20 protein-coding genes and 1 tRNA gene are annotated in these 21,494 nt (G+C 69.3%); 6 read left to right on the forward strand and 15 right to left on the reverse strand.

Going from position 1 to position 21,494, the window contains the following annotated elements:
- Positions 1-53: 53 nt before the first annotated feature.
- Complete coding sequence (locus tag ACFVVM_RS21545; RefSeq protein WP_387622304.1) at positions 54-503, reverse strand: PH domain-containing protein; 450 nt, start codon at positions 501-503, stop codon at positions 54-56.
- Positions 504-606: 103 nt separating this feature from the next.
- Complete coding sequence (gene crgA, locus ACFVVM_RS21550; protein ID WP_387621008.1) at positions 607-870, reverse strand: cell division protein CrgA; 264 nt, start codon at positions 868-870, stop codon at positions 607-609.
- Positions 871-962: 92 nt separating this feature from the next.
- Here crgA and ACFVVM_RS21555 point away from each other — a divergent pair, with 92 nt between their 5' ends.
- The 3 genes from ACFVVM_RS21555 (at position 963) to ACFVVM_RS21565 (ending at position 2,926) form a co-directional block, all read left to right on the forward strand.
- A complete protein-coding gene (locus tag ACFVVM_RS21555; RefSeq protein ID WP_387621010.1) occupies positions 963-1,625 on the forward strand; it encodes an aminodeoxychorismate/anthranilate synthase component II in 663 nt (220 codons plus the stop codon).
- Positions 1,622-2,320: a RibD family protein gene (locus ACFVVM_RS21560; protein WP_387621012.1), complete on the forward strand. Its 699-nt coding sequence runs from the start codon at positions 1,622-1,624 to the stop codon at positions 2,318-2,320. The genes ACFVVM_RS21555 and ACFVVM_RS21560 overlap by 4 nt, the downstream gene beginning before the upstream one ends.
- 138 nt (positions 2,321-2,458) lie before the next feature.
- On the forward strand, positions 2,459-2,926 hold the full coding sequence (locus ACFVVM_RS21565) for a deaminase (RefSeq protein ID WP_387621015.1): 468 nt from the start codon (positions 2,459-2,461) through the stop codon (positions 2,924-2,926).
- A 6-nt stretch (positions 2,927-2,932) separates the two neighbouring features.
- Here the strand turns inward: ACFVVM_RS21565 and ACFVVM_RS21570 are convergent, their stop codons facing one another.
- The 8 genes from ACFVVM_RS21570 to ACFVVM_RS21605 all read right to left on the reverse strand — a co-directional run bounded on the left by ACFVVM_RS21570 (position 2,933) and on the right by ACFVVM_RS21605 (position 13,421).
- Entirely contained in the window at positions 2,933-3,352 is a 420-nt protein-coding gene (locus tag ACFVVM_RS21570; RefSeq protein ID WP_387621017.1) for a CBS domain-containing protein, read from the reverse strand.
- Positions 3,353-3,458: 106 nt separating this feature from the next.
- Positions 3,459-5,363: a Stk1 family PASTA domain-containing Ser/Thr kinase gene (gene pknB / locus ACFVVM_RS21575; RefSeq protein WP_387621019.1), complete on the reverse strand. Its 1,905-nt coding sequence runs from the start codon at positions 5,361-5,363 to the stop codon at positions 3,459-3,461.
- A complete protein-coding gene (locus ACFVVM_RS21580; RefSeq protein WP_387621021.1) occupies positions 5,360-6,910 on the reverse strand; it encodes a protein kinase in 1,551 nt (516 codons plus the stop codon). Before ACFVVM_RS21580 ends, pknB begins: the two co-directional genes overlap by 4 nt.
- Positions 6,911-6,947: 37 nt before the next feature.
- A complete protein-coding gene (locus ACFVVM_RS21585; RefSeq protein ID WP_387621024.1) occupies positions 6,948-8,414 on the reverse strand; it encodes a peptidoglycan D,D-transpeptidase FtsI family protein in 1,467 nt (488 codons plus the stop codon).
- Positions 8,411-9,883, reverse strand: coding sequence for an FtsW/RodA/SpoVE family cell cycle protein (locus tag ACFVVM_RS21590; RefSeq protein ID WP_387621027.1), 1,473 nt, complete (start codon positions 9,881-9,883; stop codon positions 8,411-8,413). Before ACFVVM_RS21590 ends, ACFVVM_RS21585 begins: the two co-directional genes overlap by 4 nt.
- The gene (locus ACFVVM_RS21595; RefSeq protein ID WP_387621030.1) at positions 9,883-11,334 is read right to left on the reverse strand and encodes a PP2C family protein-serine/threonine phosphatase; all 1,452 of its coding nucleotides are present in this window, start codon (positions 11,332-11,334) and stop codon (positions 9,883-9,885) included. Before ACFVVM_RS21595 ends, ACFVVM_RS21590 begins: the two co-directional genes overlap by 1 nt.
- Positions 11,331-11,807, reverse strand: coding sequence for an FHA domain-containing protein (locus ACFVVM_RS21600; RefSeq protein ID WP_387621032.1), 477 nt, complete (start codon positions 11,805-11,807; stop codon positions 11,331-11,333). The genes ACFVVM_RS21595 and ACFVVM_RS21600 overlap by 4 nt, the downstream gene beginning before the upstream one ends.
- A 168-nt stretch (positions 11,808-11,975) precedes the next feature.
- On the reverse strand, positions 11,976-13,421 hold the full coding sequence (locus ACFVVM_RS21605; RefSeq protein ID WP_387621034.1) for an FhaA domain-containing protein: 1,446 nt from the start codon (positions 13,419-13,421) through the stop codon (positions 11,976-11,978).
- A gap of 217 nt (positions 13,422-13,638) precedes the next feature.
- Between ACFVVM_RS21605 and ACFVVM_RS21610 the strand changes: the two genes are divergently transcribed.
- Positions 13,639-13,721 (forward strand) — tRNA-Leu (locus ACFVVM_RS21610).
- 52 nt (positions 13,722-13,773) lie between these two features.
- Here the strand turns inward: ACFVVM_RS21610 and ACFVVM_RS21615 are convergent.
- The 3 genes from ACFVVM_RS21615 to ACFVVM_RS21625 all read right to left on the reverse strand — a co-directional run bounded on the left by ACFVVM_RS21615 (position 13,774) and on the right by ACFVVM_RS21625 (position 16,023).
- A complete protein-coding gene (locus ACFVVM_RS21615) occupies positions 13,774-14,310 on the reverse strand; it encodes a TetR/AcrR family transcriptional regulator (protein WP_387621037.1) in 537 nt (178 codons plus the stop codon).
- On the reverse strand, positions 14,307-15,248 hold the full coding sequence (locus tag ACFVVM_RS21620) for an alpha/beta fold hydrolase (protein ID WP_387621040.1): 942 nt from the start codon (positions 15,246-15,248) through the stop codon (positions 14,307-14,309). The genes ACFVVM_RS21615 and ACFVVM_RS21620 overlap by 4 nt, the downstream gene beginning before the upstream one ends.
- Positions 15,249-15,384: 136 nt before the next feature.
- Positions 15,385-16,023: a class I SAM-dependent methyltransferase gene (locus ACFVVM_RS21625; RefSeq protein ID WP_387621042.1), complete on the reverse strand. Its 639-nt coding sequence runs from the start codon at positions 16,021-16,023 to the stop codon at positions 15,385-15,387.
- A gap of 77 nt (positions 16,024-16,100) precedes the next feature.
- Here ACFVVM_RS21625 and ACFVVM_RS21630 point away from each other — a divergent pair, with 77 nt between their 5' ends.
- On the forward strand, positions 16,101-17,549 hold the full coding sequence (locus ACFVVM_RS21630; protein WP_387621045.1) for a hypothetical protein: 1,449 nt from the start codon (positions 16,101-16,103) through the stop codon (positions 17,547-17,549).
- Between the two features lie 756 nt (positions 17,550-18,305).
- Here the strand turns inward: ACFVVM_RS21630 and ACFVVM_RS21635 are convergent.
- Positions 18,306-19,340: a stage II sporulation protein M gene (locus ACFVVM_RS21635; RefSeq protein ID WP_387621047.1), complete on the reverse strand. Its 1,035-nt coding sequence runs from the start codon at positions 19,338-19,340 to the stop codon at positions 18,306-18,308.
- An 18-nt stretch (positions 19,341-19,358) separates the two neighbouring features.
- On the opposite strand from ACFVVM_RS21635, the gene ACFVVM_RS21640 reads away from it, so the two are divergent.
- Positions 19,359-20,105, forward strand: a complete 747-nt coding sequence (locus ACFVVM_RS21640) for an RDD family protein (RefSeq protein ID WP_387621050.1) — start codon at positions 19,359-19,361, stop codon at positions 20,103-20,105.
- A 90-nt stretch (positions 20,106-20,195) separates the two neighbouring features.
- On the opposite strand, the gene ACFVVM_RS21645 is transcribed toward ACFVVM_RS21640, so the two are convergent.
- Positions 20,196-21,491: a DUF58 domain-containing protein gene (locus ACFVVM_RS21645; RefSeq protein WP_387621053.1), complete on the reverse strand. Its 1,296-nt coding sequence runs from the start codon at positions 21,489-21,491 to the stop codon at positions 20,196-20,198.
- Between the last annotated feature and the right edge of the window lie 3 nt (positions 21,492-21,494).

The following is a 21,494-nucleotide window of genomic DNA, read 5'->3' on the forward strand; positions in this document are numbered from 1 at the left end:
CCGCGAGACTTCGCGACGGGGAGTTCATTGCTTCACGTGAAACGTCGTTCGGCTCAGCTCTCGGCGACCGAGGCGAATCCGTTGACGACCAGCGCGTCGTACACATCGTGTGGGTTGGTACCCAGATCCCAGCGGCCGAAGATCAGCAGGCGCTCGGTGTCGCCGTGCTGCACGTCGACCTCGAGCATCGCGCTCTTGCGGCCGAGACGGCGGTAGGAGACCATCCTGATCCGGTCGATCCGGTCGAGCGGGTATTCCTTCGGACCGGTGAGCGTGCCGATCACCAGGCGCGGCGCGGGTCCGGGAATCATCGTCAGCCGGGGCCGCTGCCGGACGCCGAGCACCGCCATCGCGAGCACGGCGAACGCGGCGAGGCCGACGAGCAGCCTGCTCGGCCCGTCCTGGGCGAGAATCGCGGCCACGACCAGCACGAATCCGCCGCCGGTCACCGCGACGAGCGCTGAAACGGGCGTTGTCCACGAGGTGGCGCCGTCGGATTCCACAGCGTTCACGCGGCTTCGTCCCCCGTTTGTCCTCGAGTTGTCCACAGCTTCATCCACAGGTGTGTATGAATAACACCGGTGTAATCCGGTGCGGAGCGCGAGGTCAGCGCCATCGCATGGTCATGATCAGGCCGACGACCATCAGACCGAAGCCGATCAGGAAGTTCCAGGCGTTCAGGTCGTTCATCCAGCCGATCTGCTCGGCGGCCAGGTAGTAGACGATCAGCCAGAGCAGACCGGCGAGCATGAAGCCAAGCATGATCGCGACGTACCAGACCGGCGACGGGCCCGCTTTCACCTTCATCGGGGTGCGGTTTGCTGGGCTCGGGGAATAGTCGGCCTTCTTGCGGACCTTGGACTTGGGCATGACGTCCTCGAATTCGGCGTACAGGTACTTCTAGGCTATCCCACCAGGTAATGGATGCGACGACCCACATGCTCGCCACGTACTCTCGACGCATGCGTGTATTGGTCGTCGACAACTACGACAGCTTCGTGTTCAACCTGGTGCAGTACCTCGGCCAGCTTGGTGCCGAGGCCGTGGTCTGGCGCAACGACGACCAGCGACTCGCCGATCTCGACACACTGCTCACCCGCGGCGACGCGGGCGGCACCTTCGACGGTGTGCTGGTCAGCCCCGGCCCCGGCAGCCCCGACCGGGCCGGTGCGAGCATTCCGCTGGTGCACGCGGCGGCGAAGCATCGCACCCCACTGCTCGGGGTGTGCCTCGGCCACCAGGCGATCGGCGAGGCCTTCGGCGGCACCGTGGCCAAGGCGCCGGAACTGCTGCACGGCAAGACCAGCTCGGTGTTCCACATCGGCTCCGGCGTGTTGGCCGGCCTGCCCGATCCCTTCACCGCGACCAGGTACCACTCGCTCACCGTGCTCCCCGAGACCATTCCCGAGGAGCTCGAAGTGGTCGGCCACACCGAGAGCGGCATCGTGATGGCCATGCGCCACCGCAGCCTGCCCATCCACGGCGTGCAGTTCCACCCGGAGTCGGTGCTCACCCAGGGCGGGCACCGGATGCTGGCCAACTGGCTCGAGGTGTGCGGCGAACGGCCGTCGGAGGCTCTGGTGTCGGCGCTCGAGGCGGAGGTCGCCGCGCTGGTGACCTCGTGACCACGCGTCCCCGGGTCCTGCTCTCGGTGGCGGCCAGCCTCGACGGCTACATCGACGACGCCAGTGCGCAGCGCCTGCTGCTGTCCAACAGCGCCGACTTCGACCGGGTCGATCAGGTGCGCGCCGCCTCCGACGCCATCCTGGTCGGCGCGCGGACCCTGCGCACCGACAATCCCCGGCTGCTGGTGAACAGCGCCGAGCGCAGGGCGGCGCGGATCGCCGCGGGCAAGCCGGAGTATCCGGTGAAGGTGACCGTCACCGATTCCGGTGACCTCGATCCCGAGCTGCGTTTCTGGCACACCGGTGGGGACAAACTCGTCTACACCTCCGAGGCGGGCGCGGCCCGGCTGCGTGGCCGCCTCGACAGTTCGGCCGAGGTGGTCGTGCTCGGCTCGCGCCTTGCCCTGCCCGCGCTGCTCGACGATCTCGGGGCGCGCGGCATCGAGCGCCTGATGGTCGAGGGCGGCACCGGGATGCACACGGGGTTCCTCGCGGCGGATCTGGTCGACGAGATCCGGCTCGCGATCGCCCCGATCCTGGTCGGCGACCCGGCCGCCCCGCGCTTCGTCGGACCCGCGCGGTTTCCCGGCGGTGCACAACGTCGGCTGCGGCTGGCGGGTGTGGAACAACTTGGGGATGTCGCTGTGCTGAACTACCTGGTCGACCCGTCGGCCGAGCCCGGCAACTACGTGTGACTGTTACTGAAATCAGGTGTTCTACCTGGGAAAATGTCACTATCCACAGTTTGTCCGGCGAATTGCTGCACACCTGAACATGACCGAATCCACATCCGGCGACAGTTGTGGATAACTCCCGACCACCAGGGGAATTCCGTGAGCGCAGGTAGTACCGACGACACCGACCATCGATTCATGCACAGGGCGATCGAGCTCGCCAGGCAGTGCCCGCCCAGGGCCACGGCCTATTCGGTCGGCGCGGTGATCGTCGCCGACGGTGTGGAGATCGCGACCGGCTACTCCCGCGAGACCGACGAGAAGGTGCACGCCGAGGAATCGGCGCTGAACAAGCTCGACCCCGACGACCCGCGGCTGACCAGGGCCACGATCTACAGCACCCTCGAACCGTGCTCGACCCGCGCCACCGCGAACCGGCCACCGTGTGCCGACCGCATCCTGGCGGCGGGCATCCCCACGGTGGTCATCGCCTGGCGCGAGCCGAGCCTGTTCGTCGCCGCGTGCGAGGGTGTGGACAAACTCCGCAGGCACGGCGTGCGCGTGGTGGAGCTGACCGACCTGGCCGAAGAAGCCATGTCGATGAACACCCACCTCGATCTGAGCTGAGCGGGGTCAGGGCCGCCCGTAGATGGCGGTGACGAACTCGCCGAGCTGATTGTCGTCGAGATGCCGGGCCAGATCGGCCTCGCTGATCATGCCGACCAGCCGCTTGTTCTCGATCACCGGCATCCGCTTGATCCGGTGACTCTCCATCTGGTCGAGCACGTCTTCCACATCGGCATCGGCGCTGACCCAGCGCGGGGTCGACTCGCACAGCTCGGCCGCGGTCGTCGTCTCCGGGGACAGGCCGAGCGCGATGCACTTCACCACGATGTCGCGATCGGTGATGATGCCGCACATGCGCTCGTCGTCATCGGCGACCACGAGCGAGCCGACACCGAGCTCGGCCATCGCCGCCGCCGCGGTTGCCACGGTGTCACCGCGGGTGATCCACTGCGCGCCCGGCTTCATGATGTCCCTGGCTGTGGTCATGGACTGCCTCCTCGTTCAGCGTTGCTGGATGGGATGGAGCAGCCCCATTCTGCGCCCGCCGCGGTGCGGCGGGCGCGTTCTCCACGCAATCGAGACCTGCGCGGACTCAGCGCGGAATCGGGGAGGCCCCCACCTGCAACACCACGTTGCCGTTCATCGTCACCGACGATCCGGCGGCCGGACTCTGCCCGACGACCTTGCCGGAGGCGTTGCCGTCCAGCGTGATCACCGTGGTCTGGCTCAGCTGACCGGTCCAGCCCTCGGCGCGCAACCGCTCCTGGGCCTGGGTCGGGGTGAGCCCGCCCAGATCGGGGACGGTGATCCGGTCACCGGCCGAGACCTGCACGGTGATGGTCGACCCCTTCTCCGCGGTGCTGCCGCCCGCCGGATTGGTCGAGAGCACCTGGCCCTTGGGCTGCGGCGACTTGACCTCCTCGACGACGACCTTGAACCCCGAGGAATCGGCCAGGTTCGGCTGGGCCACCGAGATGTCCTGCCCGACCACGGTCGGCACCCGGACCTGCTCGGGTCCCGAGCCGATGGTGATCACGATCGGCTGATCGATGTCCACCCGCACGCCGGCACTGGGTTCCTGCCCGGTCACCTTGTTGTTCTCGGCCGTGCTCGACGCCTTGCGCTCCACGTTCGAGTCCAGCTGCAGCCCGATGGAATTCAGCTTCTGCTCGGCTTCGGCCTGGGTGAGCCCGAGCAGCCGGGGCACCTGCACCTGCGCGGGCCCGGTCGAGACCTGCAGGGTGACGGTGCTGCCCTCGTCGATGCGCGAACCGCCCAGCGGCTGGGTCGCGATGACATTGCCGATCGCCACCTTGCCGTCCGGCTTCTGCTGCACGGCCACATTGAACCCGGCCGCCTGCAGTTCGCTCTGCGCCTGCTGGGCGGGCGTGCCGGACAGATCGGGCACGGCCACCTGGTCGGGCTTGCTGCCCGGACCGACCAGCACCCAGAACAGGCCGAAGGCGACCGCGAGCGCGGCGGCGACGCCGAGCGCGATCAGGCCGGTCCGGTTGCGGGATTCCGCCGGCGGTGCGGCGGCGGCCTGCTCGGCGGTGTCGTCACTGCGATCGCGGAACGAGCGCGGGGCGGGCTCGTCGTCGTAATCCATGATGGTGGTGCGGTCTTCGTCGTTCATCACCATCGGCGCGCTCGGCTTCTGCCCACCGAGCACCCGGATCAGATCGGCGCGCATCTCCGCGGCCGTCTGGTACCGGTTGGCCGGGTTCTTGGCCATCGCCTTGAGGATCACCGAGTCGAGTTCGCGCGGCACGCCGGGATTCACCGACGACGGCAGCGGCGGATCCTCCTTGACGTGCTGATACGCGACCGCGACCGGCGAGTCACCGGTGAACGGCGGCTGCCCGGTGAGGATCTCGAAGAGCACACAGCCCACCGAGTACACGTCCGAACGCGCGTCGACGCTCTCGCCGCGCGCCTGCTCGGGCGAGAGGTACTGGGCGGTGCCGATCACCGCGGCGGTCTGGGTCATCGGGTTGGAGCTGTCGGCGATCGCGCGCGCGATGCCGAAGTCCATCACCTTCACCGCACCGGCGCGGTTGATCATGATGTTGGCCGGCTTCATGTCGCGGTGCACGATCCCGGCCTTGTGGCTGAAATCGAGCGCGGCGCAGACGTCGGCCACGACCTCCATCGCCTTGCGCGGCGCGAGCGGGCCCTTGCCGCGCACGATGTCGCGCAGGGTGTCGCCCTCGACGTACTCCATCACGATGTAGGGCAGCGGCCCGCCGTCGACGGTCGCCTCGCCGGTGTCGTAGACGGCCACGATCGCCGGATGGTTCAGCGCGGCCGCGTTCTGCGCTTCCCGCTTGAAGCGCAGGTAGAACGTGGGATCGCGGGCCAGATCGGCGCGCAGCACCTTGATCGCGACGTCACGCGAGAGGCGCACGTCGCGGGCCTTGTGCACCTCCGACATCCCGCCGAACCCGATGATCTCGCCAAGCTCGTACCGCGAGGAGAGATTCTTCGGGGTGGTCATGGCTGTCCTTGTGACGGTGGGTTGCCGGGGATGGTCGGGCCTGCGGCGCTGTCGCCGTCGCGCTCGGGGAACGGTAAGTCGAAGCTGGGCAGCGTGGGGCGGCGCACGGTGGTCGTCCCCACCACGGGGTCGGTCTCCTCGGTGGTGGTGGTCGGTCGCGGCCTGGTCGTGCGGGTGGCCGTCGTCGGCTCGGGCTCGGTCGTCGTGGTCGGCGGCTCGGTCGTGGTCGTCGGCGGTTCGGTGGTGGTGGTCGGCGGTTCGGTGGTCGTCGTCGGCTGCGGCGGCGGAGTCGTCGTGGTCTCCTCGGGCACGATGACCGGCGGCGGCAGCGGCACGGTGGTGGTCACCGGCGGCGGGGTGGTGGTCTGCACCGTGGTGGTGGTCGTCGTGGTCGAGCCGCGGTTCGGCTCACCGCCGAACAGCACCCACAGCGCCACGCCACCGAGCACGACCGCGCCCGCACCGAGGGCGATGAGCCACCACTTCTGGTTGTTCTTGCTCGCGGCGGCGGGGATCGACGCGGGCGCGGCGGCCTGGGTGGCCGGGCCGCTGTAGCCGCCACCGGGCGGGGTGATCGGGCCGCCGGGCTGACTGCCGAAACGCATCGTGGCGCCGTCGTAGTCGGCGGCGGGGATGGCCACGGTCGGGCCGGGCGGGAGCACCCTGGTGGCCCCGGTCATCGACGGCGAGAGGCCACCGCCGGGCACCGGCGGCATGTGCCCGGCGCGCACCGCGGCCACGGCATCGGCGAACTCGCCGCCGCTGCTGTAGCGCTGGTTCGGGTCCTTGGCCATCGTGATCGCGATCAGCTCGTGCACGTTGGCGGGCAGATCGGCGGGCATCGGCGGCGGGGCGTCGCGCACGTGCTTCATCGCGACGGTGATCGCGCCGTCGCCGGTGAACGGACGGACTCCGGCCAGTGCCTCGTAGCCCACGATGCCGAGGGAGTACACGTCGCTGGCGGCGGTGGCGTCCTCGCCGACGGCCTGCTCGGGCGCGATGTACTGGGCGGTGCCCATCACCATGCCGGTCTTGGTGACCGGGGAGGCGTCGACGGCCTTGGCGATGCCGAAGTCGGTGATCTTCACCTGACCGGTCGGCGTGACCAGGATGTTGCCCGGCTTCACGTCGCGGTGCACCACGCCCGCCAGGTGTGCGACCTCGAGCGCGCGCCCGGTCTGCTCGAGCATGTCCAGGCCCTGGATGACCGAGAGCCTGCCCATCCGGTTGAGCACCGCGTTGAGCGGCTCGCCCTGGACGAGCTCCATCACCAGGTAGGCGGTCTCGCCGCCGGAGGGATCGGTGGTCTCGCCGTAGTCGTAGATGCCCGCGATCCCGGAGTGGTTGAGCTGCGCGGTGGTGCGCGCCTCGGTCCGGAATCGCTGCCGGAACGTCGGGTCGGCGGAGAACTCGGTCTTGAGTACCTTGACCGCCACCCGGCGGTCGAGCCGGGTGTCCATCGCTTCCCACACCTGACCCATGCCGCCGGTGGCGATGAGCCGTTGCAGGCGGTAGCGGTCAGCGATCATGGCGCCGTTGTTCAGCATCGGGGCCCCCGTGTTGTCACTCGCACACTCATTTCGTTCAGCCCCCTGCCAGGCCCGCGTCCAGTACCGACCTGGCGATCGGAGCGGCCACCGAGCCTCCGGTGGCCGCCAGTGCCCGGTCGCCGCCGTTCTCGACGATCACCGCGATGGCGATCTTCGGGTTCTGCGCGGGCGCGAAGGCCATGTACCACGCATGCGGCGGGGTGTTGCGGGGATTGCTGCCGTGCTCGGCGGTCCCGGTCTTGGACGCGATCTCGTACGGCGTCCGGCCACCGCCGGCGGTGTTGGCCTCCGAGGCGACCATCAGATTCGTCAGCGTCGACGCTACCTGGGGGCTCACCGCCTGTCCGATCGAGACCGGGTCGGTCTGGCTCAGTTCGGACAGATCGGGCGCCTGGGTCTGATCGACCAGGTACGGCTGCATCCTGGTTCCGCCGTTGGCGATGGTCGCCGCGACCACCGCGATGTCGAGCGGGGTCACCGCGACATCGCGCTGGCCGATGCTGGACTGGCCCAGCGCGGCGTTGTCCGGGATCGGCCCGACGGTCGACTCGGCGACCGGGATCGGCACGCCACGGTGCGGGCCGATGCCGAAGGCCGCGGCCTCGTCCTTGAGCTTGGTCGCGCCGACCTTCACGCCGAGTTCGACGAAGGCGGTGTTGCAGGACCGGCGGAACGCCTCGTAGAGGCTCGCGGTCGGCTGGTCACCGCAGGTGCTGCCGTTGTAGTTCTCCAGCGTGGTGCTGGTTCCGGGCAGGGTGATGTTGGGCGCCGCGGTGAACTGGTCGTCGGGTCCGGCCACGCCGTTGGACAGCGCGGCGGCGGTGACCACGGTCTTGAACGTGGAGCCCGGCGGATAGGTCTGCGAGACGGCGCGATTGAGCATCGGCTGGTCCGGATCGGTGCTCAGCCGCTCCCACGCCGCCCGGCCCGCCGCGCCGTCGTGGCCCGACAGCTCGTTGGGGTCGTAGCTGGGCGTGGACACCATGGTCAGGATCTTGCCGGTGCTCGGCTCGATCGCCACGACCGCGCCGGTGTAGCCCTTCGAGGTCATCTGCTCGTAGGCGACCTGCTGCATGATCGGATTCAGCGTGGTGAGCACATTGGCCCCGCGCGGATCACGCCCGGAGAACATGTCGATGAGCCTGCGCCCGAACAGGCTCGAGTCGTTGCCCGACAGCAGCGGGTCCTCGGCCAGTTCCAGCCCGGTCTTGCCGTACTGCATGGAGTAGAAGCCGGTGACCGGGGCATACGCGGGCGGCATGCTCGGGTACTGACGCAGGTACTTGTACCGGTCATCGGTGGCGACCGACCCGGCGAGCACGGTGCCGCCCGCCGAGATCTGGCCGCGCTGGCGCGAGTACTCGTCGAGCAGCACGCGCGAGTTGCGCGGATCGTTGCGCAGGTCGTCGGCCTTGATCACCTGCACGTAGGTGGCGTTCATCAGCAACGCGACCACCATCACCATGACGGCGACGGCGACGCGGCGTAGCGGAGTGTTCATGCGGTCGCCCTGCCTTCCGGCCGGCGAACCATCTCGGTGGCCGCTTCGGCGATCGGTGCCGGGGGCCGCTTGCGCACCGGCGCGGGCGCGCGAGCGGCGTCGGAGATCTTGATCAACAGCGCGAGCAGCGCGTAGTTCGCCAGCAGCGAGGAACCGCCGTAGGACATGAACGGCGTGGTCAGGCCGGTGAGCGGGATCAGCTTGGTGACGCCGCCGACCACCACGAAGATCTGGATCGCGATGGTGAACGAGAGCCCGGCCGCGAGCAGCTTGCCGAAACTGTCCCGCACCGCCAGCGCGGTCCGCAGCCCGCGCACGATGAAGATCAGGAACAGCATCAGCACCGCGGTGAGCCCGATCAGGCCGAGTTCCTCACCGATGGTGGTGACGATGAAGTCGGTCTTGGCGAAGGGCACCTGGCTGGGCCGTCCACTGCCGAGGCCGGTGCCTGCGAGTCCGCCGGTGGCGAGGCCGAACAGCGACTGCGAGATCTGGTAGCCGGTGTTGTGGTAGTCGTCGAACGGGTGCAGCCAGGTGTCCACGCGCACCCGCACGTGCCCGAACAGCTGATAGGCGAACACGAAGCCGAGCGCGAGCAGTCCGCTGCCGATGATCAGCCAGCCCACCCGCTCGGTGGCGATGTAGATCATCACCAGCACCGTGCCGAAGATGAGCAGCGAGGTGCCGAGGTCCTTCTCCAGGACCAGGACGCCGATGCAGACGATCCACACGATGAGGACCGGGCCCATGTCACGCGGGCGCGGGAACTCCATGCCGAGGAAGTGCTTGCCCGCCGCGGTGAACAGGTCGCGCTTGGCCACCAGCACCCCGGCGAAGAAGATGATCAGCAGGATCTTCGCGAATTCGCCCGGCTGCACACTGAATCCGGGCAGCCGGATCCAGATCTTGGCGCCGTTGACTTCGGAGAACCGGCTCGGCAACAGTGCCGGAATCGCCAGCGCGATCAGGCCGACCAGGCCTACTGTGTAGGTGTAGCGCGCCAGCGTGCGGTAGTCCCGCAAGACGATGAGCAGGCTGATGAACACCACGATGCCGAGGCCGGTCCACATGATCTGCTGGTTGGCGTCGGGGGACGGGATCGGGCTGGAGTCGTACACCGCCTTCTGCGCGTCCGCGAGATCGAGCCGGTGGATCAGCACGAGGCCCAGGCCGTTGAGCAGCGCGACGATCGGTAGCAGCAGCGGGTCGGCGAACGGCGCGAACCGGCGCACGGCCAGGTGCGCGATGCCGAACAGCGCGAGGAACGCCGCGCCGTACTTGGCGATGTCCCAGGTGATGGACTGTTCCTGGCTCGCCTCGACGATGAACAACGACACCGTCGTGATCCCCGCCGCCCCCGCGAGCAGCAGCAACTCCTGGTTGCGTCGCGTCGAGGGTGGTGGCGCTGGCGCGAATCCGCCAGGGGGGCTGGGGAATGCCCCAGCCGACGGCGGTGCCGGTGCGGACATCAGTCCGTCACCCGGCAGTTCTCCCCTGAGATCTGCGGGGTTGTGGTCGGGGTGGCCGTCGTGGTCGGCGGCGGCGGGGTGGTGGTCGGTGTCGCGGGCTGATCGGGGCCGGGAGTCGGCTGGCCACCGGGGATCACCGGGGTCTCCTCGGGCGGCAGCACGCCGGGCTGGGGCACCGATTCCTTCTTCGGGCAGGGCGGCAGGAGTTCCTTCTGCGCCAGCACCTTCATGCTGTCGCGCGCCTTGTCCAGCGAATCCGGCGGCAGGCCCTTCTGCACCTGGTCGCGTCCGGTCTGGCGCAGATCGCTGACCATCAGCTTCTTGCACCCGCTCGGCGCGGTCTTGCCCGCGTCGACGAGGGTCAGCTCGCCCTTGCTGTTGACGCAGCCGGTGAGCTCCACGTCGTGGATCGAGTAGCCCAGGATCGAGCCGGGCAGGCCCCGCATCACGACGACCTGATCATTGTCGGAGCCGACGTAGTAGTTGCTGCGGATCATCTTGTAGCCCACCACGAGGCCAACGGCGACGGCGGCGATCAACGCCACCGACAGCAGTACCCAGCGCAGCTTGTGCGACTTGGTCTCCGGCGGCGGCGCGGGCGCGGCGGCGCGACGCGGCTGCGCGCGCGGCGGGCGCATGGCGGCCGCGCGGCCCGCCGCGGTGTTCGGCGGCGGTGCGTCTTCCTCCTCCTCGGTGGAGGCGGCGCCCGCGACGATCGGATGACTCTGGCCGTAGTCCAGGTCGATCACATCGGCGACGACCACGGTGACGTTGTCGGGCCCGCCGCTGCGCAGCGCCAGCTCGATGAGCCGGTCGGCGCACTCGTCGGTGTTGCCCTCGCGCATGGTGTTGCCGATGGTCTCGTCGCTCACCACGTCCGAGAGCCCATCGGAGCACAGCAGGTAGCGATCACCGGCGCGGGCCTCGCGCATGATCAGCGTCGGCTCGATCTCGTTGCCGGTGAGGGCGCGCATGATCAGCGAACGCTGCGGATGGGTGTGCGCCTGCTCGGCGGTGATCCGGCCCTCGTCGACCAGCGACTGTACGAAGGTGTCGTCGCGGGTGATCTGGGCGAGTTCGCCGTCGCGCAGCAGATAGGCGCGCGAGTCGCCGATGTGCACCATGCCGAGCTTGCCGCCCGCGAACAGGATGGCGGTGAGCGTGGTGCCCATGCCGTCGAGTTCGGGTTCGGCCTCGACGTGGTCGGCGATGGCGGCGTTGCCGGAGCGGGTGGCGCGATCGAGCTTGCCCAGGATGTCCTGGCCGGGCTCGTCGTCGTCGAGATGCGCCAGCGCGGCGATCATCAACTGGGAGGCGACTTCACCGGCGGCATGGCCACCCATGCCGTCGGCAAGGGCCAGCAGGCGCGCGCCCGCGTAGACCGAATCCTCGTTGTTGCCCCGGACGAGTCCGCGGTCGCTTCGCGCGGTGTAGCGCAGAACAAGTGTCACGATCGCAGCTCGATCACTGTTTTGCCGACTCGCACCGGAGTGCCGAGCGGAACACGGACGGCGGTGGTGACTTTCGCGCGGTCTAGATAAGTGCCGTTGGTGGAGCCGAGGTCCTCCACGTACCAGTCGTCACCACGCTGAGAGAGTCGCGCGTGCCTGGTCGAGGCGTAGTCGTCGGTGAGAACCAGCGTCGAATCGTCGGCGCGGCCGATGAGGACCGGCTGTGTGCCGAGCGTGATTCGAGTACCGGCGAGTGAACCATGAGTCACCACAAGATGTTTGGCGCCCTTCTGGCCTCGGCCAAAGGATGGCAGCCCCAGCGAGCCGCGCGCACCGCGCGCGGGCCTGGGCTGGATCCGTATGCCGGATGCCGCGTAGATATCGCTGCGCAAGGTCCGCAGAACGGCCCAGACGAACAACCAGAGCAGCAGCAGGAACCCCGCGCGGGTCAATTGCAGGATCAATCCCTGCACGGCGTTCCACCTCCTGTTCGCCCGGGTACGTCGGTACGGCAGGTGCGGGGCGAACCACCCCCACCAGCGTGCTGGCTTGCGGGCCCCGAGGTCGGGGCCGTGCGTGTAATGGCAGCATCATAGGGCCGACAGCGTCGACTCGTGACGTGCACCGCGCAGCTTACGGGATCAGACGATCCGGATCAGGATCTCGGAATGTCCGGCCCGGATGACGTCGCCGTCGGCGAGCTGCCAATCCTGCACCGGCGAGCCGTTCACCAGCGTGCCGTTGGTGGAACCCAGGTCCGAGAGCATGGCCGTCTGGCCGTCCCAGCGCACCTCGATGTGGCGGCGCGACACCCCCGTGTCGGGCAGCCGGAAGTGGGCGTCCTGCCCGCGGCCGATGATGTTGGAACCCTCGCGCAGCTGGTAGGTGCGGCCGCTGCCGTCGTCGAGCTGCAGGGTGGCCGAGTAGCTGGCCTGCGCGGCGCCGTAGCCCGCACCGGCCTGGCCGTAGCCCGCCTGCTGATCGGCGTAACCCTGCTGCGCGCCGTAGCCACCCTGCTGGTCGTACCCGCCCTGCTGGTCGTAGCCGGGCTCGGCGTAACCGGGCTGGGCACCGTAACCGGGCTGCTGACCGTAGCCGGGTTCGGCGTAGGCCTGCTGGCCGTAGCCACCCTGCTGGTCGTACCCGGGCTCGGCGTAACCCTGCTGGCCGTAGCCGCCCTGCTGACCGTAGGCCTGCTGCGGGTCGGCGTAGCCCTGCTGGCCATAGCCGCCCTGCTGGTCGTACCCACCCTGCTGGTCGTAGCCGGGCTCGGCATAGCCCTGCTGGCCGTACCCGGGCTGCTGGCTGTAGGCCTGCTGACCGTAGCCGCCCTGCTGGTCGTAGCCGGGCTCACCGTAGGCGGGCTGGGCGCCGTAGCCGCCCTGCTGCCCGTACCCGGGCTGCGCGGGCGCGGCGGGGTCGTACCCGTTCTGGTACTCGCCACCCTGCTGGCCGTAGGCGGGGTCGTAGCCCGGCTGCGCCTCGGGCGCGCCGTAGCCACCACCCGCGCGGCCATACTCGTCCGGGTAGGACCCGCCCGGCGCGGCACCGCGGCCGGCGGGCGGCGGCGCGTACCCGCGGTTGCGTGGATCGGACTCCGCGGGCTCTCGGCTCGGCTCGTAGCCTGAGTTGTGCGTCATGGGGCCAGCTCCTGGTTGCGGGTGTGCGGGTCGTTGTGGCGGTTCGGGGCGAGGTGGGGCGGTCCCGCGACCGGCGTCGGGGTCGACGCGGCCGCTCGCTCTGAACATTCCGGTGTGCAGCGTAGGTGATGCCTCGAACGCCACGTGCACTTCGCCGTAGGTCTGCCAGCCCTGCTCGCGGATGTAATCCTGCAGGTGTTTGGCGAACGCCTTGGTGGTGAGGTCGTGGTCGGCGTCGAGCTTGCCGTGATCGGACTCGTTGATCGTGATCACATAGCTGTTGGGTGCGAGCCGGTGCCCGCCCTCGAGATCCTGGACCCGATCTGCGGCTTCACGCTGCAGCGCGGCCTCCACCTCCTGGGGAACGACGCTGCCGCCGAACACCCTCGCGAACACATCACCGACGGCGCCCTGCAGACGTCGTTCGAATCTCGACACGATGCCCATCACGGCCCTCCCTTCGGTGAGTGTCCTCGCCGGTCGGCACGCTGATTACGGCGTGTCCGGACCCGACCACGTTCCTTGCATGATATCTACGATCCTCCAACCCTGTAACTCCCGGCGAACCGCCCCGGTTCCCACGCCGATTTCGCTCGCATCGTCGCAGGTCACAGCCTTGATTTTATTTTCGGTGGCGGGGCATGTTAGATTTTTGCAGTCGCTCGGGCGAGTGGCGGAATGGCAGACGCGCTGGCTTCAGGTGCCAGTGTCCGTAAGGACGTGGGGGTTCAAGTCCCCCTTCGCCCACAGAGACAAGAGGCTCGATCCATCAGGATCGGGCCTCTTGTCGTTTCCGGGGTTATCGGCGGACCAGGCGCAGCAGGGCGGTGCGCAGGTCGGGGCGTGGGGTGGGTGGGTCCATTTCCAGGAGTGCGGTCTCGGCGATGGCGGCGACGAGCAGGATCGCGACGGGTTCGGCGTCGGTCCAGCCCATCGCCAGCAGGTCGGCGAGCAGGAGGTCGGCGGCGGTGGCGTTGCGGGTCGCGACCTCGGTGTGCAGGCCGGCGTCGGTGCGGGCTTGGACGAGCAGTGCCTTCGTCGCCGGTTCGGCCAGGCAGCCGTCGAGGTAGGTGGTGATGACCGTAGTGAGGCGCTGCTCGCCCGGGGGCAGGTCGGCGATCGCGGCGGCCACCTGGTCGGCGAGGTCGTCGTGGAAGGCGCGGTGCAGGGCGAGGAGATAGGACTCGCGGCTCGGCCAGTGCTGATAGAAGCTGCCCTTGGCCATCCGCGCCTCGGCGGTGATGGCATTGACCGACAGCTTGCCCAGGTTCTCGGTGGCCAGCAGGCGCCTGCCCGCGCCGAGCAGGGCTCGACGACCGGGTTCGGCGGATCTCATGACGGTGTTTCCGCACGGGCGGCGAGGAATTCGCGCACCGCGTCGAGAAAGCGCGCCGGCGTCTCGGCGAACGGTTCGTGCCGGGCCGCGAGCACCGCGATCTCGGCGTGTGGCAGGGCGCGGGCGATACCGCGCCGGTTGAGCAGCCACGGATTGATGGGATCGTTGCGTCCCCAGACCACCAGTACCGGCAGATCGGGCAGCAGTGGACCGGCTGCGGGGAGATCGACGCGGGGGTCGTCGAGGGTGCGCCACAGTTGGCGGTACACCGCGAGCCGGTCCGGGTCGCGCGGAATCGCCTCGGCCCGTTCGAGAATGGGCCGCACCCCGGCATGGCGCGTGGAACCCAGGTACATCCGGGCGCACGGTACGACAGCCCGACGCGCCACTCCCGGACGTGCCATCACCTGGAACAACCCTCTGCTCAACAGGTTCCGTGGTGCGAACCCGGCCGACTGCACCAGCACCAGCCCCCGGATCCGATCCCCGGCCCGCTGCGCCAACCGCACCGCCGCGTAGCCGCCGACACTGTTACCGAGCACGGTGCAGGTGCGGAAACCTTTGGCCGTCAGTGCTTCTACTACCTGCTCCGCGATCTCACCGAGCGCCTCGACGGTGATCGCGTCGAGATCGGTGACCGTCGATGCGCCATACCCCGGCCAGTCGACCGCGGCGATCGCCCAGGCCTGCCCCAGTGCGGCGAGGATCGGATCGAAATCGCGGTGGTCGCCGGGATTGGCGTGCAGCAGAAGCAGTCCCGGGGCCGAGTCAGGGGCGCAACCGCTCAGGTGGACGACCACATCGCCGTACGCCGTCGGGACCGTCACCGCGTCGAGACTGCCCGAGCCGGGACCTCGATCGTCCGAATCGAGCCCTGCGCTTTCCGGATCGAGTCGGTGGTCGTCCGCGTCGGCGTCCGTTGCGCGAGGAGACTCCATGAACTGACGGTAGCCATGACCGACCGGTCGGTCAAGATGTGGAACGCGGTGAACTCGGCGCCTGCGAGGCCTTGCCGCGGGGCTTTGTCGCCGAGCGCCGCCGAGCACGCTCGGCTGGTCGGCGCGCGGCGGATGGTCAGGACTTGCGAGCGATCAGGAGATGGTGGGGAATCGGCGGATTCGCCAGGGTGCGCTCCTCGACCGTCAACCCAGCCGCGGTCAGCGCCTCGATGACATCGTCGACCGGGCGCAACGTGAATCCATAAGGCGTGAACGGCATCTTGGCCATCGCCTCGGGATCACCGACGCCGACCACCGCCGTCCCGCCCGGACGGAGCACCCGCGCGAGTTCGGCACAGGCGGCGGGCAGATCGTCGAGGAAGTAGATGGTGTTGACGGTGATGGCCGCGTCGAGACTGGCCGCGGGCAGCGGGAGCGCGGTCAGGGAGCCCTCGGCCAGGACGAGGCGGAGATCGGCCACCTCCGACGTGAAACCGACGCGGGCACGGGTGAGCATGTCGCGCGAGGGCTCGATACCGTGCACCACACCATCGCGGCCGACGCAGGTCAGCAGCAGCCCGAGTCCCACGCCGCCACCGAAGCCGATGTCGGCGACCGTGGCGCCGGGCGCCGGTGCCGCCGCGTCGACGGCCGCGGCGATGGCGCGCTTGTTCCCGCGATTCAGGAAGAACGCCACGCCCTTGCCGAGCAGTCCGTGCGGATTGCCGAGCTGGCCGGCGATGGTGGTGAGCAGGCGATCTTTGACCCCGGTCATCCGCTCATCGTAGGCGTGACCGAATCGGATGAGCCGAATCCTTTCCCTCGGCCACGACAGTGGGGTTCGATACGCCCGTGCCGTTTGTCACCCGCCGTCGTGTCACCGTGTCCGCCCGCGCCGCCGCGCTCGTTCTCGCGCTCACCTGCGCGTCCGTCGGACCGGTCCTCGCCGATCCGGTGTCGGGCCAGGTCACCGGGCCGCTCGCGGCGCCCCATCCGTTCCTCGGCCCGCTCGGGACCGCGACGATGCACGGCGACGCCGGTTCCTCCGATGTCACCCCGCTGGCCGGTCCCGTTCCCGGTGCCCCGGTCACGGTGTATCCGCTCGGCGCGGCCTGCCCGACGCTGCTCGAGGGTTCCGACGGCCTGGTCGTCGCCCTGTGCACCGCCATCGCCGGTCAGGCGCCGACCGTCTTCCTGCTCGATCCCGCCGCGCCGGGTCCGCTGGCGGGCGCGCTCACCTCGCTGGCGCTGACCAAGGGCAGTCTGCTCGGCGGCGTCTACGCCTATCTCGATCATGCCGACCGGCTGGTGCTCGTCGACGGCAACCGGCGGCTGCTGCGGGTCGCGCACGAGCGGACCGCCGAGGGCGGTTGGCGGCTGATCGCGACCGAGCAGGCCGATCTGTCGGGCGCGATCCCCGAGGGCGACAACGTGACCGGGCTGGTCCCCGACTGGTCGGGCAATGTCTGGTTCGCCACCGGTCACGGCCTGGTCGGGCTGGTGAGCGAGGCCGGACGGATCGAGACGGTGGCGCTGGGGTCCGGCGAGCAGATCGCCAACAGCATCTCCGCGGCGTCGAACGGCGGTGTGGCGGTGGCCAGTACGCACGCGCTCTACGAGCTGGCCGAGAAGGACGGTGTCCCCGTGGTGCGGTGGCGGGCCGCCTACGACCGCGGTTCGGCGCGCAAGCCGGGTCAGCTCAGCTGGGGCACCGGCTCGACGCCCACCTACTTCGGCCCTCGCACCGGCGAGGAATACCTCGCGCTGGTCGACAATGCCGACGAGCAGGTGAGCCTGATCATCCTGCGCTCCGGTTCGGGCGAGCGGGTGTGCTCGGTGCCGGTCCTCACCGAGGGCGGACCGGGCAGCGAGAACTCGCCCATCGGCATCGGGAACTCCGTCTTCGTGGCCAGCACCTACGGCTATCCCTATCCGGCCGTCCCCGACGGTGCCGGTCCCGCCGTGCCCGCCACCGCGCCGTTCCGTGGCGGCCTGACGCGCGTCGACATCACCCCGACCGGTTGTGCACAGGTATGGGACAGCCCGATCCGCAGCGCCGCCGTCCCCAAGCTCTCCCTCGCCGACGGCGGTATCCACACCCTGCGCCGCGTCGGCCCCGAGACCGCGACCCCGCTCGACGGCTACGAGTACGTGGTCATCGATCCCGCCACGGGCGCCGTGCGCGCGACGACGCCACTGCCAGGGACGGTGGCCCAGGACCCGCTGCAGATGGCGGCACTCACCACGCACGGCGGTGCTCTGCTACAGGGCACTGTCACCGGAGTCGTCCGGATCGGCTGAGCACCGCTCTGAACAGGCATTTTCGCCGCGACGGCGAGTTCGTCGCCGTGCCATGTCCCGAGCATGATCATGGGTATGCCCGGGCTGGTGAGGCGAAGATCACAGGGCCGTGATAACGCGGTTTCCGGGGGGTTTCCCCGGCCGTTTTCGAGCCCGTCGGCGCTCGATTCGCAACCGGTCATTCGACCGGTAATAGGTCTCTGTACATGCTCTTCGGCTTGATTGCTGAGTGCTGATCTTGTTTGCAGCCCTGTAAACAAACTTGAAGTCTCTTTTAATACATCCGACGTTCGGCAAACCGAAATTCCCTTGTCGAATCCGCAGGTGACCGGCTATGTGGACAGCCGGGGTCGGGCTCGAGCAACTTCGGCGATCGATCGCGCGGCGCGACGGCCGGGGGTCCGTGGCTCGTTGTCGGAGGTTTGCCGTAAGTGAATTCTTGGTGCCGGGCGATGCCCGCTCGGGGTGGCGCCGGAAGTTAGCTGGGGCTGTGAAAAACACGGTCTCCACAGCTGTTTGCTGGATCGTGATTCTTACGCCGGACCTGCGCGTCGGGGGTTGCGTGGGCATAACGATTGTGTACAGTTAACGGCAACGCTGGCCGCAGCTCGAGCCCGACTCGCTGCGGCCAGCGGAACTCAAATGGGGGAGTTCGACACCGTCTCGTAACCTCGCTTAGCTACCGATTGCCCAGTGCCGTCCAGGCCGGGTGTGCTCGGAGTTGCCTGCCGCTCAAATGCACGTGCAGATGCGTATTCATGCCCGGTCCAGCGCCTTTTCCGCGGGAGCCAGCCACTGTCGCGCCGGGTCGGGGAGCGCGAGGGGAGCGGCGGCCGCGGCGTCCTGTTCCGCGGCCACCCGGCTGCCGAGCCCGAAGACGTAGAACAGGAACGCCGCCTCGGCGGCGAAGCCGATCGCGATCCGCACCGCCGCGGGCAACGGGCTCGGTGTCACGAACCCCTCGATCAGCCCGGACACGAACAGCACCACCACCAGCCCGAGCGCCACCGTGGCGGTCACCTTGCCCTGCCGGGCCATCGCCGCGGCCCGGCTGCGCCGTCCCGGGTCGACCAGCGTCCAGCCCAGCTTCAGGCCACACCCACCCGCGACGAAGATGGCCGTGAGTTCGAGTGTGCCGTGCGGCAGGATGAAGCCGAAGAACGAGTCGAGCCGACCGGCGTCGGCCATCAATCCACCGGTTATCCCCAGATTCAGCGCATTCATGAACAGGACATACACAGCGGGCAGGATCAGCACGCCGGTGAACAGCGCGATGGCGGCGACCCAGGCGTTGTTCGTCCACACCTGTGCGGCGAAGGCGTCGTTGGGATGCTCGGAGTAGTAGGTCTCGAACTTGCCGCCGGGCGCGGTGATGTCGGAATGATCGCCGTCGGGGACCCCCAGCGCTCTGCGGGCACCCGGCGAATGATCGACAAGCGCGCCGAGCACGGTCGACACCGCGAGGAACAGCGCCGTCACGCTCACCCACCACGGCCACGCGCGATACACCGCCGCCGGGAAGTGCCGGGTGAAGAAGCGTCCCACCTCCTGCCACGGCTGTGAGCGCGCCCCGAGCACCCGGCCGCGGGCGCGCGCCAGCAGCGCGCTCAGCCCGGCGATCAGCTCGGGATCGGGATGATGCCCCTGCAGTTTCGCCAGCTGCTGGGAGGCGTCGCGGTAGAGCCGGACGAGTTCGTCGGCCTCGGCACCGGAGAGCTTGCGCTGACGAATCAGCTGATCGAGCCGATACCACGACCGTTGATGCGCCCAGCTGTAGGCATCGGTGTCCATATCGGGAATGCTAGCCACATGGCCGAATTCACCACCGGCGAAGCGGTGGCGCTCGAACTCCCGATCGCGCGTATCCCCAGCCGTGCGGGCGCGTTCCTGCTCGACCTGTTGATCCAGCTCACCCTCGCCGCCACCCTGATCTTCCTCGCGACGGCCCTGTTGACGGCCCTCGACGCCGACGAGGCCTGGTGGGCGGTCGCCGGCATCGTCACGCTGGTGTCGGTGCTCGTCGCCTACCCGGTGTTCAGCGAGACCGTCTCGCGCGGCCGGTCCATCGGCAAGGTCGCCTTCGGCCTGCGGGTGGTGCGGTCCGACGCGGGCCCGATCGACTTCCGGCACGCGCTCACCCGCGGCCTCACCGGCGCGATTGTGGATTTCTGGATGCTCGGCGCGTTCGGCGCGGTCGCGGTGATCACCTCGCTGTGCTCGCGCGAGGGCAGGCGGGTGGGTGACGTCCTGGCTGGAACAGTGGTTGTCCACACCCGGCAGGCTCTGCCGGTCCCCGCGCTGGTGATGGCGCCGCCGTGGCTGAGCGGCTGGTCGGCGCAGCTGGACACGAGCGTGATCTCCGACGAGCTCGCCGCCTCGATTCGCCAGTATCTGACCAGGATGCGGACCCTGTCACCGGCCGCGCAGCAGCAGCTCGGCGGCAGACTCGTCGAGGCGGCGTGCACCGCCATGCGCTGCCAGGTACCCGCCGGATATCCGCCGTATCACGTGCTCGGCGCGGTACTGGCGCGACGGCAGCAGCTCGCCCGGGTGTGAGCCTGTGGATGAATCAGCCCTGTGCACAAACCTGTTGGTCAGCGGTGGATGAACTGTGAGTGGCGGTGGATAACTCCACTTGTCCACAATTCACAGGGAGCCGGACTGCTTCAATTCCAGGTACTCGTCGGCCAGCGCCTCGGGCAGCCGGTCGGGCGAGGTGGCGACCACCGCGACACCGCGCCGTCGCAGCGATTCCTGCACCAGCGCCCGCTCGGCCAGCACGGTCTCGGCGGCCGCCGCGGTGTAGACGGCACCGGCCGTGCCCCGGTCACGCGCGGCCGCGGCGATCTCGGGATCGGTGACCGAGACGATCAGCACCCGATGCCGCTGGGTCAATGTCGGCAGCGCGGGCAGCACGTGCTCGGTGACGGTCGGCCCGTCCAGACTGGTGAACCAGACGATCAGCGCCCGCCTGCGGACCCGTGAGATCACCGTGCGGACCAGCCCGGTGGTATCGGTGTCGACCAGCTGGGGAGTGACCCCGGCAAGGGTGTGCATGAGTTTGAGCGGCAGCTGACGGCCACCGGCGCCCGTCGCCTCGGCGCGGATCTCGCGGTCGTAGGCCAGCAGGTCGACGGTGTCGCCTGCGGCGGCGGCCAGCCCACCGAGCAGCAGCGCCGCCTCGATGGCGGAATCGAGCCGGGTGCCTTCGCCGACACGCCCAGCGCTGGCCCGCCCGGTGTCGAGCACCATCAGCACGTGCCGGTTGCGTTCGGGCCGCCAGGTGCGCACCAGCACGTCGGTGGCGCGGGCGGTGGCCCGCCAGTCGATGCTGCGCACGTCGTCGCCCGCCACGTACTCGCGGAACGAATCGAACTCCGAGCCCTGCCCGCGCGTGTTCGCCACATTGCGGCCCTCGAGATGATGCAGCCGCTTCACCTTCGAACGCAGCAGCCGCTCGCTGCGGAACGGGGGCAGCGCGCGCACCCGGCCCGGCACCTCGACCCGGCGCTGGCGACCGGCGAGCCCCAGCGGACCGAGCAGCCGCAGGGTGACCGGACCGGCGACCCGGTCCCCGCGATAGGTGGGAGTCAGGCTGGTACGCAACCGGATTCGGGTGCGCGCGGCCAGGTCGAGCCGGTGCGTGCGATGGTCGGCGCGCGCACTGTCGGGCCAGCTGTCCCACAGGAAACCGCGCACGGCGGCCGTGCCGGTGTTGGTCACCACCAGCTCGACCTCGGCCTCGCGCCCGAGCCGCACGACGGTCAGCGGATCGCGGGTCAGCGTGAGCGCGCCCGCCCGCGGGGTGAGCGCGAGATCGGTGAGCAGCAGCGCCAGCAGTGCCGCGCACGCGCCGAGCGCGCCGATCCACGACGGCACGCCGAACGTCACCACCACGGCCGCGAGCGTGGTGAGCAGGGTGAACCGGCCTGTGACGACCACGTC

The organism is Nocardia sp. NPDC058176, assembly GCF_042883805.1.
Taxonomy (GTDB): domain Bacteria; phylum Actinomycetota; class Actinomycetes; order Mycobacteriales; family Mycobacteriaceae; genus Nocardia.